The 14,936-nt window shown below is 51.6% G+C and carries 8 protein-coding genes and 1 pseudogene; 3 read left to right on the plus strand and 6 right to left on the minus strand.

What is annotated here, in order from left to right; all coding sequences use genetic code 11:
• Positions 1-200: 200 nt before the first annotated feature.
• From ABV298_RS03570 to ABV298_RS03585, 4 genes are all read right to left on the minus strand, one after another.
• Complete coding sequence (locus tag ABV298_RS03570) at positions 201-1,529, minus strand: UDP-glucose/GDP-mannose dehydrogenase family protein (RefSeq protein WP_353720820.1); 1,329 nt, start codon at positions 1,527-1,529, stop codon at positions 201-203.
• A 206-nt stretch (positions 1,530-1,735) separates the two neighbouring features.
• Positions 1,736-4,105 (minus strand): polysaccharide biosynthesis tyrosine autokinase, encoded by a 2,370-nt coding sequence (locus ABV298_RS03575; protein WP_353720821.1) that lies wholly within the window; start codon positions 4,103-4,105, stop codon positions 1,736-1,738.
• Between the two features lie 52 nt (positions 4,106-4,157).
• The gene (locus tag ABV298_RS03580) at positions 4,158-4,985 is read right to left on the minus strand and encodes a polysaccharide biosynthesis/export family protein (RefSeq protein WP_353720822.1); all 828 of its coding nucleotides are present in this window, start codon (positions 4,983-4,985) and stop codon (positions 4,158-4,160) included.
• Positions 4,986-5,202: 217 nt separating this feature from the next.
• Positions 5,203-5,940 (minus strand): CpsB/CapC family capsule biosynthesis tyrosine phosphatase, encoded by a 738-nt coding sequence (locus ABV298_RS03585; RefSeq protein ID WP_353720823.1) that lies wholly within the window; start codon positions 5,938-5,940, stop codon positions 5,203-5,205.
• A gap of 905 nt (positions 5,941-6,845) precedes the next feature.
• Here ABV298_RS03585 and ABV298_RS03590 point away from each other — a divergent pair.
• From ABV298_RS03590 to rfbD, 3 genes and pseudogenes are all read left to right on the plus strand, one after another.
• Positions 6,846-8,216: a sugar transferase gene (locus ABV298_RS03590; RefSeq protein ID WP_353720824.1), complete on the plus strand. Its 1,371-nt coding sequence runs from the start codon at positions 6,846-6,848 to the stop codon at positions 8,214-8,216.
• Positions 8,217-8,397: 181 nt separating this feature from the next.
• The gene (locus tag ABV298_RS03595; protein WP_353720825.1) at positions 8,398-9,378 is read left to right on the plus strand and encodes a T9SS type A sorting domain-containing protein; all 981 of its coding nucleotides are present in this window, start codon (positions 8,398-8,400) and stop codon (positions 9,376-9,378) included.
• Between the two features lie 42 nt (positions 9,379-9,420).
• Positions 9,421-10,302: pseudogene (rfbD, locus tag ABV298_RS03600) on the plus strand (dTDP-4-dehydrorhamnose reductase); the annotation flags it as partial.
• 5 nt (positions 10,303-10,307) lie between these two features.
• On the opposite strand, the gene ABV298_RS03605 reads toward rfbD, so the two are convergent.
• Both ABV298_RS03605 and ABV298_RS03610 read right to left on the minus strand, forming a co-directional pair.
• Positions 10,308-13,148, minus strand: a complete 2,841-nt coding sequence (locus ABV298_RS03605) for a family 78 glycoside hydrolase catalytic domain (RefSeq protein ID WP_353720826.1) — start codon at positions 13,146-13,148, stop codon at positions 10,308-10,310.
• Positions 13,149-13,162: 14 nt separating this feature from the next.
• Positions 13,163-14,920 (minus strand): alpha-L-rhamnosidase C-terminal domain-containing protein, encoded by a 1,758-nt coding sequence (locus ABV298_RS03610; protein WP_353720827.1) that lies wholly within the window; start codon positions 14,918-14,920, stop codon positions 13,163-13,165.
• Between the last annotated feature and the right edge of the window lie 16 nt (positions 14,921-14,936).

Here is a 14,936-nt window from a genome sequence, read left to right on the forward strand (position 1 = left end):
CGGCTCCCGCCAGCGCTTTCCGTCTTAGCCGACGCGCCCTGCGGGAACACATCGACTGCCAGTGGAAAGATACCGGTTGCGTTACACTGAAATGACCGGGAGGGAGAGATTTAATGAATTGTTTACACCGGGGTTCCGGTTTCACGCAAGCGCGGTTGCCTGGACGAAGCACGCCGCGCCCGCGTGACCTTCGGGAATACCTACGCTACCGGTTCTTCAACCGCGTTAACCGCTTCCCGTCCAATGCTGTAATAGGTAAAGCCGTGCTCCCGCATCGTGTTCAGCTCATAGAGGTTACGGCCGTCGAACACGACCTTCTCTTTGAGGAGCTTGCCCATTTTAATAAAATCCGGGGTGCGGAACTGTGGCCATTCGGTAAAAATCATCAGTGCATCGGCGTCGTCGAGCGCCGCGTAAGCCGTGTGGCAGTAGGTAACTTCGGGGATCAATCTTTTAACATTTTCCATTGCCTCAGGATCGTAGGCAGTGACCTTCGCTCCTGCCGCGAGCAACGCCCGGATATTTTCAAGCGCAGGGGCTTCGCGGATATCGTCGGTATACGGCTTGAAAGCAAGGCCCCATACCGCGATCGTTTTGCCTGCCAGGCTGCCTTCGAAGAAGTCCTCAACAATTGGCAGCAATTTCTTTTTCTGGTCGGCATTCACGGCCATCACCGATTTCAGCGTGCGGAAATCGTAGCCGTAGTCGATGGACGTCTTGGCAAGCGCCTGCACATCCTTGGGGAAGCAGCTGCCACCGTATCCGATACCGGCAAACAGGAAGCGTTTTCCGATACGGCTGTCGGTCCCGATACCGCGGCGGATGTCGTCCACATTGGCCCCAACCCTCTCACAAAGGTTGGCTATTTCATTCATGAAAGTGATTTTGAGTGCCAGGAAGGAGTTGGCCGCATACTTGGTCATTTCCGCCGAGCGCTCGTCCATGAAAATAATGGGGTTACCCTGGCGGACCAATGGCGCGTACAGTTTCTCCATTACCTTCTTCGCACGGTCGGAAGTCGTTCCCACCACTACGCGGTCGGGCTTCATAAAATCTTCGACCGCCACGCCTTCGCGAAGGAATTCCGGGTTCGACACCACGTCGAAATCCACAGTTGCGTGCTGCGCGATGGCCGCTCGCACCTTCTCAGCGGTACCCACCGGCACCGTGCTCTTATCGACGATCACCGCATAGTTTTTCAGGATCGGACCGAGGTCGTTGGCTACGCCCAGGATGTATTTCAGGTCGGCAGAACCATCCTCGTCCGGCGGCGTGGGAAGTGCCAGGAAGATCACTTCCGCTCCTTCGATACCTTCCACGATGTCGGTGGTGAATTTCAAACGGTCTTCGGCAATGTTACGATCGAACAATACGTCCAGACCGGGCTCGTAGATGGGGATCTCTCCTTTTTGCATTCTGGCTACCTTGTTAACGTCGATGTCCACACAGGTAACCTGGTTTCCGGTTTCAGCAAAGCAGGTTCCGGTAACGAGTCCAACATAGCCGGTTCCAATAACAGCGATTTTCATACGCAGAAAAAATAACGTTGAGTAAATTGATTAGATTATAATTATTTCCTGAGGCTTCGAACAAACTTATCTGACTGTCTGTCTACAAGGCCTACTAAAATAATACTTTTTAAAGAAAATCCAAATAAATACTACGAAAGAATACGAAATATCTAAACTATTCCCCGAGAAGCAACATTACACGTTATTTCCCGGGGATTCTCAGGTCAGTTCATCCCCACAAGTTTCTTCAAGCGGCTGCCCTTTTCGGATTTTTCCTCCTTGTAGTAACCGTAGCCGTAACCACCGTAGCCGTAGCCGTAACCGTAACCGATGCCGTAATTCACACCATTGAAGATGATCGACAGGTTCTGGAAGCGGCGTGCCTTATGGAGTTCGCCAATGCGTTTCAGGTGGTCGAGCAATGTGTAGTTGAAACGAACGATATACAACGTGGCATCCACGTGCTCGGCTATCAGCGCGGAGTCGGTTACCAGACCGAACGGCGGCGAGTCGATGAGGATGTAATCGTACTCTTTACGCAGCTCCGCAAGCATTACCGGCAGGCGGCCGTTGCTCAGAAGCTCCGACGGGTTCGGCGGAATAGGACCGCTGGTGAGAACGTGGAATTTAGGATGGACATCCGTTTGCTGAATGTAATCCTCATAGTTGCCCTGACCGATCAGACAGTTCGAAGCACCGGTTTTATTCGGCAACGACAGGCGCTCGTGCAGTGTAGGCTTGCGCAAATCGAGACCGATCAGCAATACCTTCTTGTCCGAATAGGCCAGACTCGCGGCCAGGTTCACACTTACGAAGCTCTTGCCCTCGCCGCCGATAGACGAGGTGAACATCAGGATCCGGCAACTGCCGTCGCCCAGATACTGCAAGTTCGTACGCAGCGCTCGGAACTGTTCGGCAACGGCCGTGCGGCTGGTCATTTTGATAATATTGTCGTCGGCAGGAGCCCCGGCCGGGGTATTCATCTGCCCTACCTCGCCGAGGATCGACGAATGGGTTACTTTTTCGATTTCCTCGCGGCGCTGTACGGTGTTGTTCAGCATGAACAGGAGGTTAATCAGCAATACCGGAATGGCGATTCCGCCCGCAAGCGCTCCAAGCCAGATGAATGCACGTTTCGGTTTGATCGGCTGGGACGTCGTCACAGGGGCGTCGATCAGCCGGCTGTCCGAAACCGTGGCGGCATAGCCCAGTGCGGTTTCTTCCCTTTTTTGTAAAAGATAAAGATAAAGCTCTTCCTTGATCGATTGCTGGCGCTTGATCCCTACAAACTCACGCTCTTTTTTAGGGATCGCACGCAAGCCGGCCGAAAAGCGGTTGTTGATATTTTCGAGGTTACGCTTCGTGACGGCCATCCCGCGTTTCAGGTTCTGCACGTTTTCACGGATCGACTGGCGTGTACCTTCCAGCTGCGTATTGATCGTTTCGAGCAGCGGGTTTTTGGTGGTAGTTGTACGTGCATAGCGCTCACGCTGAAGTTCCAGCTCATTGAAACGCGTCAGCAGCGACACCAGCACGGGGTCGTCGATCATATAAGTAGCGGGGGCTACGGCGCCTTCGCCTGCATTCTGGATGTAGTTGTCGACACTTTCCAGAATACTCAGCTTTGTATTGACCTCGTTCAGCTGCGCGTCGTTTTCCTTGATATTTTCCAAAAACAACTTCGACTCCGAGCTGATATCAGTAATGCCCGCATTGGTTTTATAAGTCTCTACATTCTTTTCCACATCGCCTAGTTCCTCGGTGATCAGGCCAAGGCGGTTCTCGATGAATTTCAGCGTATTGCTCGCTTCGGTGTTCTTGTCGTTGAGCGAGGCCTGCACATACACATCGAGCAGCTTATTGAGAATATCCTTCGAGCGCTGGATGTCGGTGTCCTCGTAAGTCAGTTCGAGTACGGTACTCTTGATGTTCGGCTGGGTGATCGAGAGCCGGCCGAGTATTGCCTCCGCGAGCGCTTTCACGTCGCTGAAATGCACTTTAATATCTTTATACTCCGAGTCTTTGCCTTTGTTGACCACAAATGCGCCCCACGCGTTGTTGAAACGCTGGCCCACCTGGAATACCTTGTCCTCGTTATTGAACCGGAAATGCGTGCTGTCGACCATGTGGATTGTCAGCGGCTCTTCGAGTCCAAGTGGGGTGATCACTTCGGCGGTCAGTGTGATAGGGCTTCGCTTGTACAGGTTGACCGTCCGCAAACCTTCTTTCGAGGTATAGGACACGTCCAGGTTGAGCTCCTTCACCACCTGCTCCATTAGCGTTTGCGATTTCAGGATTTCGAGCTCGTTTTCCACTACCTTGTTCCCTCCGAATTCGGAGCTCATTTCAGTCAGGATATCGCCCTGCGAACCGCCGATGCTTTTTTCCTCCTTGATCAGGATGCTGGATTTGGTGCTGTAAACCGGCTGTGTGATCTGCAGGTAGAAAAACGCGCCCGTAAGTGCCAGGACGATGAACACCGGGAACAGATACCAATATCTGAAATACCGGTTTATGTACTCCCTTAGATTAAATTCCTGCTCCTCTTCCTCCAAAAAGGACGGTTGCATTCCATTGATTTTAGTATCGATCATAACAGTTGAGTATAATAAGTGTCTACTGAAAAGATTTCAGGCACTGGAAAAGCTACTTGGTGATATTGATGATCAGGATCCCGAGTGTACCGATAGCCGCCACGATCGAGGTAATGATCGGTACCAGCTGTACGTTCCTGTCGGTTGCGTTGATCTTCGTCTTGATAGGCTCGACATAAATGATGTCGTTCTTGTGGAGGTAATAATAAGGAGAGTTGAGGACATCCCTGCTGGTGAGGTCAATTCGGGCATATTCGCGCTTGCCGTTTTCCTCGCGGATGAGCATTACATTTTCACGCTTTCCGTAGATGGTAAGGTCGCCGGCCAAACTGAGCACCTCAGGCAATGTGATTTTCTCGTCCGGGATCACATATACGGACGGACGGGCGACCTCGCCCAATACCGACACCTTGAAGTTCAGGTTACGGACGATCACGCTGGGTTCCTTAAGGTAGCTAAGCAGGCGCGTACGAATGGTATCGGCCGCATCGATCGTACGGAGGCCGCCGATTTTTACGCGCCCTACCATCGGCATTTCTATGGTACCATCGGAATCCACCAGGTAGCCTAATGGCTGTACGCGCGCGCCGCCGCCCGTTGTAGAATAGTTTGTAGTGGCTGTTGTGAACGAGTTAGGAGTATTGAAAATCTCGTTTGCCTCGGCGTTCAGGCTTCCGACCACGATCGACAGGATGTCGTTGGGCTGAATAACCGGAACATATTTCTGGGTAATTTCCTGGGCCGAGTATTTCAGGGAGTCACCTTGAAAATATACAATTGACTTATTGGAAATACAGGACGAAACAGAGCTGATCAGGAAGACTCCCAGCACAAGAGAGTACAAAAAATAACGAACGGGTGATTTTTGCAGTGTATTCATGTATTAACGTTGAGTAAGAAAGATTCTAAAAATCAGAGCACGAATATAATTCATTGTTTTGTTATAAAAAACACCATTGCATCGGGTTTATTTCAACTAACACTTAAAAACATTCGAACGGACAGCATAAAAATACCAACAAACGCAATTAAAGGAATTTTTACGTATATTCCGAAAACGCGCGATATACGTGTAGAATTTTATTCAAGGTAAAATCCTACTCGTCCATCAGTTTCAGGTTTTGAAACTTGTACTTTTTAAGCCATCCCTTTTTATCCGTCCTATTAATTAAATCCAAATGTGCCGGCTTGTGCGCGTCGGTTCCGACGAAAGTTATCAGGCCGTTGCTTAGCAGCCAGTCGGCCATTTTATGCACATTTTCTCCGTAATAGTTTCCGAGAGAGAGCACATTCACCTGTAATTCACATCCCTGGTCGCAAAGTTTCCTGAAAATCGACGGGTCCTGGTAAAAATACGTATAACGCTCGGGATGTGCGAGTACGGGCCGGTAACCCTTGGCGACGATCTGGAACAAGGTTTCGGAAGTGTTCATCAGTTTCGTCGAATAAGGCAGTTCGACCAGCAGGCGGTTGCCTGGTAAAGTCAGCAACTCGCCACCTGTATTGAGCAATTCCACAAAATGTTCGTCGATAAAATATTCGGCTGCCGCGTGAATGTCCATATCGAGACCGGCGTTCGCTGCCGCCACCCGCACATCGGCGATCCCTTCGCGGATGATAGCCGGCGTGTTCCGGTAGCAGTCCCACATCACATGAGGTGTCGTGTACACCTTGCGATAACCGAGCCTGTACATCTTCTGCAGCATCGCCAGGGAATCTTCGATGGTCTCCACGCCGTCGTCGATCCCCGGGATCAAGTGGGAATGCAGGTCCATCCCGATCACGGACAGGTCTGCATCCTCTTTTTTCTTCTTTTCAAATAACCAGTTGAGCATATATACGTACGGCACGCAAATATCCCGCCGGGAGGGTAAAAAAAACCAGCCGGAAACACGGGCCGCAATTTGTTACTTTCCACAAAGTTGGATAAAATTAAGACAAAACAATTGAAAGTTGTACATTTTCGAGCCAAAAACGATAAATAATTTTTCAAAGTTTAAAATTGGATTTTTTCCTTACATCACAATTGCGGTTTCTTAACAGAATGTTCATAAACGCAGCCTATGGCTTTGTAGAACCAACACCTCACTGCCCCTCCCGGGAGCGGACACCAACTCTTTCGCGCCGGGGCCTCGTCGGGGATGAATCCAATTTGGCCGTTCGCCAGAAGTCAGCGGCAAAATTCAGACCAGCAAACGAAAATGCCGTTCCATTGTAAAAATTAACGCTTCCGTAAGACGAAAGTCCGGAAAGAAAGTGTTCAAATTTCGTATGCACGGCGCTCCGCTACTGTCTTTCATACAGAAAACCGCTTGTCACAATTTGTGGTACTATTGACGAAAATATGCTACAAAGTGTGACCGAGTGTGTAGTTGCGATTCACCGCACATTGTGGTATTAAACCGCAGCCAACACTCGTCAAAAGGAACAGGCGGCTTGGTATAATTTTTGGATAAAACGGATTCCCTGACAACAACCGGCACCGACTTTTCACACCGGCCGACCGCTCAAAAACTACCAAAGTCAAATAGAACAAAAAAAAGTAGAAATAGTTATATAAAAGAAATTATATGGCCCTATCGTTCTTATTTGATCATTTTGAAAATTAATGCGCATTATATATTGAAATTTTTGAAGATTAGTCGTAGACTTGTGGTATGGGATCAGAAATATCGCTGACAGTCCTTTCCACACAAGCTGCCGCGATCTTCCCTAATATCATACTCAACGTTACAACATCATGAAAAATCACTATCCTGGGCTACTGCCTAAGGCTCACCTGTGGACGGACGTCGCTCTGCTGAATCTATCGTTCTTCTTCGCCTACGTCTTTCGTTTTGACAACAGTGTCGCGACGGTCTTCGAGAACCAGTACGTCAACCTGCTGCTGATGGCGAACCTGGTGTGGATATTCACCATTTATCTGTTCAAAACTTACCGGTTTACGAGACTTTCGTATCATTTCAATACGCAAATCACGAACCTGTTCAAGGCTGTTACGGTGCATGGGGCGATCATGATGGCATTTCTGTACCTGAGCAAACAGGGGGAAGAATATTCCAGAACGCAGTTCCTCCTTACTTACGGGTTGTTTCTGGTGCTCGGCGTAACGTCACGGGCCGCTTCGGTGCTCTTCCTGAAACTGTACCGCCAGGCCGGTTACAACTACAACCGCTACGGGATCGTCGGCAAGGGCGATCTGGCGACGCTGATCCGCGACTTTTATAACGACCGCAAAGAACTGGGTTACCGCTTTTCCGGCTCCATCGACCTGTCGGCCTACCATAACCCGATCGACGAGCTGGAATCGATGGTCAAGGAGAAGCAGCTCGATTATCTCTACTGCTGCCTTTCCGAAATGAACGACGACCAGGTACGCGAAGTGATCCGCCTCGGCGAACGCCAGCGTACGCAGATCCGCCTCGTGCCGGATTTCCGCGGATTCATGACCAACATGGCGACCATCGAATACCACGACATGTACCCGATCATCCAGATCAACACCAAACCGTTTTCGAGCCTGAACGAACAGACCGTAAAGCGTGCATTCGACCTGATTTTTTCCATAATCGTCATGATCCTCGGCGCGCCGGTGTTCTTCCTCGTCTGGGCGGCAATCAAGATCACCTCTCCGGGGCCGGTATTCTTCAAACAGCAGCGGTCAGGCCGCTGGGGCGAGCCGTTTTATATTTACAAGTTCCGCAGCATGCGGGTCGATGCCGATAAAATGGGCCTGCAACATTCCAAAGGTGACGACGACCCGCGCATCACGCCGATCGGCCGCATTCTCCGCAAGTCGCGCCTCGACGAGCTCCCGCAGTTCATCAATGTGCTGAAAGGGGAAATGTCGGTGGTAGGCCCGCGCCCTCTTTATAAATATGATGTGGATATGCTGATGGAAGCCGCGCCGCATGATTTTCAGCGCCTGCTGACTGTAAAACCGGGCATTACCTCAATCGGCCAGATCAACGTGGGCTATGCCGATACGGTAGCCAAGAATGTCGAACGTCTCAAATATGATCTCCAGTATCTTAAATCATACAGTGTTTTTGATGATGTCCAGCTGATTTTCAGAACTGTCCAAGTCATGGTTCTTGGACGCGGGCAATAGAATTTTTCTTACAGTATCCACAACCAAAAATGCAGACAGATGGCGCCTGATGGTGCCATTTGTCGTTTATGGCGAAAACTATTCGTCTATTTAGCAACCCATATTTTGAAATTTGTAGAATAACTTCTAATATTGTGTAACAAAATACATTACCAATTTTTAGCAGTTTTACAAAGAGATGATGAGAGGGGTTATACGATTGTTGGGGCCGCTGTGCCTGTTGCTGATCGCGGGAAACAGCCTGCATGCGCAAAGGCGGATACTGTTTACCGACCGCCAGACTTTCGGAAGGGTCAGTTATCCGAGTACAGCCACCATTACAGGCAACATGGTCGACGGTTATGTGAAAGTCAAGGGAAGTAACCGCTTTATCTTTCCTGTCTGCGACAATTCGGTGTACCGGCCATTTGCCGCCACCGCCGATGGTACCATGGGCGCATATTTTTCGGCCAATCCGGCCTTAGGTATAACAAGCAGCCACAAAGGCGGCAACTATCCGCCGCTCCCGGCCGGCGCCCCGTTTTCGGCGACGAGCAAAGATGCCAACATCGGTAAAGTGTCGGCACGCGAATACTGGGACATCAACGGAACCACGCCTACGAAGATCACCTTGTCGTGGCACCTGGAAAGCGCGATGTCGTCGTTCGCGCCCGGCGGCAATATGAGCAAGGTGTACATTATCGGCTGGAATGGTTCGAAATGGGTTAAACTGGCCTCGGTCATCGATCCCGTATCGTTGTTCGGGGGGAGTAGCAATATCAGCGCGGGCTCGATGACTACCACCACCGCCATCGTACCAAACAGTTACGTAGCCTATACCTTCGGAGCCGACCTGTCGACGGCGCGTGAAATGGCTCCCGACGCCGACAGCACCATTGCGTTGTCCGGTGCTACCGAGGTTCAGAAACCCGGGTACACCTCGTGGGACGGGGGCGAAACGGCTGTGTACCCGAATCCCGTCCGCGACCGTTTTTTTGTGCGCGGCAGCCGGAAGGCCCGCCGGATATCGGTTCTCGACGGTAACGGCCGCGCGGTAATCTCTGTCAACAAGGCTTATGACAATGGTATCGATGTGAACGGCATTCCAGCGGGGATTTACGTCGTGAACATCGAAGACGATAAAGGAAAAACTACTTCCCGCAAAATAATAATCAGCAAATAACATTCCCCTTCCCTGAGGCATTCTTAACTTTGCAGCAACGCATTATCAAAATACTCAATGAAAATAGTTGTATTAGGTGCCTCGGGGCAGCTGGGAAGCTGTCTCAAAAAAGTCTCAGCGGAACGTAATCTGACCGACATTTCATTCCCTTCCGAAGAACACGCCAACATTCTGGACAAAGATCTTCTCGACAAACTGTTTACGGCCGAAAAACCTCAGTTCGTGATCAACTGCGCGGCCTATACCGCCGTAGACAAGGCTGAGGACGATGTAGATACCTGCCGGAAAGTAAACCGCGACGGCGCTGCGTATATTGCTGAAACGTGCAGGAAACACCAGGCGACGCTGATCCACATTTCGACCGACTTTGTTTTCAAAGGAAATATACCCAAGCTACTTTCCGAAGATGATCCTGCCGAGCCGGAGAATAATTACGGCCTCACAAAACTGGAAGGCGAAGCGGCCATCGCCGAAATCCTGCCGGCGCATTATACTATCCGTACGAGCTGGCTATATTCCGAATATGGTAATAATTTCGTAAAAACGATGCTGCGCCTAGGCCGTGAGCGCGAGCAGCTGGGCGTGATTGTGGACCAGGTGGGCTCGCCTACCTATGCGATCGATCTCGCGAACGCAATCCTGGACATCATCGAATCCGACAACAAGGCCTATGGCATTTATCATTACAGCAATGAGGGCGCCACATCGTGGTATGATTTTGCCAAAGCGGTATTCGACCTCAGCGAAACGAGCGTCAAACTGAATCCCGTCAAAACTTCCGAATATGTAACCCGCGCGGTACGTCCGGCATTTTCGGTCATGGATAAATCGAAAATTAAAAACACTTTCGGCATTTCGATCCCTTACTGGCGCGACAGCCTCGGCATTTGCATCGACCGGCTGGTAAACGAAACGGTTAGCTAACTGCCTTACCTGCTCACCGTAAATTCGTAGTTGCCCGAGCCAGCCTCGACAATACGGTAGCTATCTTCTTTTCCGACAGCTTTTACCAATGCGGAAGAAGATAGCTGCTCTCCATTTACCAGCACCTGCGTATCCGCACCTACGGGTACATATATGTGCGCGAGCGTATTTACGGGCACGGAGACTTTCATCGTCAGTTTACGATCCTTCTTATTCCATTCAGAAACGATCGTACCGTTTATCGTCCGTAAAGAGGCTTTCAGGTGGTTGATGCCATTGCTGCCCAGGCCGTCCGGCGCGATTTCGGGACGAATATCGAATGTTTCAAATCCGGGTTTGGTCATCACGATACCGGCTGCGTTTCCGAACATCCATTCACAAACAGCACCGAACGCGTAATGGCTGAACGAGTTCATGGCTGCGTTGTATTTGAAGCCGTCTTCTTTGGTATAACTGTCCCAACGCTCCCAGATGGTCGTGGAACCGTTTTCTACTTCAAACCCCCAGGAAGGGAATTCTTTGCTGAGGAATAATCGATAAGCCAGGTCGGAATGGCCTGTGGCCGAGAGCGCCGGCAGCAACGGCTTGGCGCCGAGGAAACCCGTTGCGAGTTTATTACCATTATCTTTTAATAATGCGGTCAGATACACGCCTGCTTTGCGGCGATCCTCTCCGTTGACAATACCCATATAAATCGCGTTGGCATAGGCCGTTTGGGTATGGCCCGTAAAGCCAAGCGAGCCGTCGACGTACCCTGCGCCATTTCCATATGCCTGCGAGTCGCATTTGAAACGGCCATCCTGGCCTACATAATGATTGCGGATCGCTGCTCTTACTTTTCTGCCGACTTCCGCAAATCGCTGCTGGTCCCTCATATTGCCGATAGCCGCGGCCATTTCGGCCATCAGGTCGGCGCAATATGCGTAATAAAACGACGCGAGCATATCCGGCGGGGTTTTCCTGCCGAACGAAAGCCAGTCGCCGAAGCCTCCTTTCGGGTCGATGTCGGCGAAAGCGTTTTCCTTGAAAAGATAAGTGCCTTTGCTTCTGGCATCGAGGAAATCCATGAAATGCACCATATGGGCCCAGCCGTCGCGGATCATGCGGGTGTCGCCGTAAGAACGGTAAATCTGATATGGGCAAATAATGCCCGCTTCCATCCAGCCGGGCGAGAAAGTATCGGTTTTGCGGAGATTCGGGCGCGGGGCGTACAGGGGATATGCTCCGCTTTCATACTGACCATCGTTAAGATCTACGATCCATTTGGTGAAGAACGAAGCCACATCGCGGTTGAATGTAGCCGACTTCACATACACCTGCGCGTCACCGGTCCACCCGATACGCTCGTCGCGTTGCGGACAGTCGGTGGGGATATCGATATAATTAGCGCGTTGCGTCCAGTCGATATTGCTGTAAAGCTGGTTCACCATCGCGTTATCGGTTTCAAAAGTTCCTACTTTCGGCGTATCGGAACCGATGACAAGGCCTGTCAATGTCTGCTGCACCGGCGCATTGTTCAACCCCTTTACTTCCACGTATTGGAACCCGTGGAAGGTAAACCTGGGCTCCCAGCTCTCGCCTGCTGGGTCGCCTTTCAGAATGTAGGTGTCGGTGGCCCGGGCCATGCGCAGGTTTTCGGTCATAAGGCGGCCGTCGGGATACAGTTTTTCGCCGAATCGCAACCGGATGGTATCCCCTGCGCGGCCCTTCACGTGCAGGCGCACAATGCCCGCGTAGTTTTGGCCCATATCAAAAATGTAGGTACCATTGCCGCGGTTTTTATGGCCCACAGGTTTCAATATCTGCGTAATTTTAACCGGCGGGCCGGGATAGACCTGTATTTTGCGTTCCGCCTTGTCGGGAAACACCTGGGCATTCGTCCATTTCGCGTCGTCGAAACCGGCCAGATTCCAGCCTGCCTGTTCCAGGCGCGCGTCGTAAGTTTCGCCGTTCAGCAGGTCCGATTCCAGTAATGCGCCCTGGCTTGCTTTCCAGGTCTGATCGGTCACGAAAGTTTCCTTCTTACCGTCGGCATATTCCACTTCGAGCTGCGCTTTCAGGACGGGCACGTTTCCATAAAATGCCCGTACCACAGGGTTCCCGACGAGCAGCGAATAACCCAGGTAGCCGGCATACCATCCATAGGAAAGCTGCGAAGCCAATGCATTCTTCCCGGCTTTCAGATCGCCTGTTACATCGTAAACCTGATAATAAGCACGCTTGTCGTAGTCCGTCCAGCCCGGCGTCAGGAAGGCGTCGCCTGCCTTTTTTCCGTTAATGCTGAACTCGTACAAACCCAGCGCGGTAGCATATAACCGGGCTTTCTTGATGCCGGTACGCAGTATAATGTCTTTTCGCAGATACGGCGCCGGCGGCAAATGGTACACTTTGCCTTTTCCCAAATGATCCAGGTCAAGTCCGATCCATTGTGCCTTCCATTCCGGTTTGTCCAGCAATCCCATTTCCCATTGCGAAGGTTTGCTCCATTCGCCCGCAACGCCGTTCCTGTCCCAGCTCCGCACCTTCCAGTAACAAACCGTTCGTGACGACAAAGGCTTTCCCCCATATTCGATCTGGGCCGTTGCCCGACCAGGCCGCTTTCCCGAATTCCAGAAATCGGCGGCATTTTCGGTAAGTTTTTCCACCGAAGAAGCCACGATGATTTGGTAGGCCGTTTGCAGCTGGTTGTTTTCGGATGCGGTAAGTTCCCAGCTCAGACGCGGTCGGACGACATCGGTAACCGGTGATTCCTTGTATTCGCACCGAAGGTAGCCAGGGACCAGCCCTTTTGCCTGAGCCCAGGCGGCCCCCAGCGCCAGCATCGCCGACAGCATATTCGTTTTCATAAAACCCATAATTCTCAGCGTAAAACCTTCACACCCTTCGGCGCGTCAATGGTGGATTTGACAGTGCCGTTGGCCTGTTTCTCGTGCCGGACCTTCACCACGCCGAGCGGTGTCGGATAGGTACCCTCCACCCATTGCAGATCGCCAAGGTTAGGCTGGACCCGGATCGTTTTGCAACCGGGCTCCACCACACTTATACCCAGCACGTGCTCCGTGAGCCATGAAGTGGGCCCCGAAGCCCAGCCATGGCAAAGGCTGTGACGCAGCTTTTTGTAACAATAGGCCCCAAAATCACCATGGATATCGTCCTTGCCGTCGGGGACAAGCTCGTCGATCGGCGCGGCGTTTTTCGTCCACGCGAGGTCGAAATCTTCCCAAAAAGTGGTAGCGCCCATATCGAGCATGCCACCCCAGTAATTGCGGATGCAGTTCAATGCGCCGGTGTAATCTCTGGCCTTCGCTTTGGCCTGCAACATATAATAGCCGTAGAATGTAGAAAACCGCTCGCAATCACCCACGGCGATTACTTCCGAGTTCGCCCTTTCGGCAGGTATCAGCCCTGCCAGCGCCATCAGTGCCGCCGCCTGCTTGGAACCGTTGGCATCGGGGACATACATTTTCATTTGGGTAGCCATGGTTTTGCACCGGGCGGCCTGTGCGGGTTCGTCGAGAACGAGGCAAAGCTCGGCCCCTGCTTCGAGCGTCATGATCATCATCGCATGCAAGCCTGCATGAATCCCCTTCGGGTTTTCGCTGGACGGCCAGTCGAGAAAGCGGGTACCATCGAGGTTTTCCTTGTTGTCTTTTGTCTTTTCCATAAGTTGGTCGAGCAGCCCAACCAGGTACTTCTGTTGCTTACGGAGATATTCCAGGTCGCCCTGATTTTTATACAAATCTCTGTGAATCAACACCCACCACATAGAATAGGCGCTAATACCGTTCATCCATCCCGGCAACGGGGTAATGTCGCGGGCGTGATCGAGGCTTTTGGCCACCACTTCATTTTTACCGAAAACCGTGTTGATCGTCATCACCTCCGGATGCATATCCCCCACCCACACAAGGCGGTCGCGCTTGATACCGTCCCAAAGGAACTCCTGCATATTCAGGTGCACTGTGTACGCACCGGTGTTCCAGATCTGGTTCAGGCGCTCGTCGTTGCTTTTAAATGAGCCGAGGTAGGGAATGTCGCGGTATTCGAAAATAGCGCGGACTTCTTTCAATTGCAGCTCGCGGTCGGCATCCACGAGGTCGATTCGCGCAAAACGGAAGCCCGAATTACCTACTTGCATGACCCCCAGCCAGGGCACCTGGATCGTAAAGTCGCGCATCGCATGGTCGTTGGTCGCACCGTGAATGGTATCGATCTCCGACATGGCTTCGCTCACCGATTCGCCCAACCGGATACGGACGCGGATCGGCTTCTGGTTCGCCGGCTGGTCGGTCACTATCTGGATGCCGCCTTGTATTTCTTTGCCGAAATCAAACAATATGCCCGGCATTTCGCCTTCCTTGCTGATAAGCCTGGCGAAATTCTCATGGACGAGATCGGCCTGCCCGATGCCCGGTCGCAGCAAATGCTGGGCGTCTGTCACCGTAGCGCCGCTCCGGTCGGACATCCACACGATGCGTTTCGGCGAAAGGTATTGCCTTATCCGGGAGTCCTTCTGTGCCTGGTAACTGTCATCGAAAACCGGCGGAAGCTCCTGTGCGGCAACGCTCCCGGCCATTAAAACAAACAAAAGCAAAGGGAAGGCAAAAATGATTTTCACAAGCGGATTGGTTTGG

Source organism: Dyadobacter sp. 676, from assembly GCF_040448675.1.
Classification (GTDB): domain Bacteria; phylum Bacteroidota; class Bacteroidia; order Cytophagales; family Spirosomataceae; genus Dyadobacter.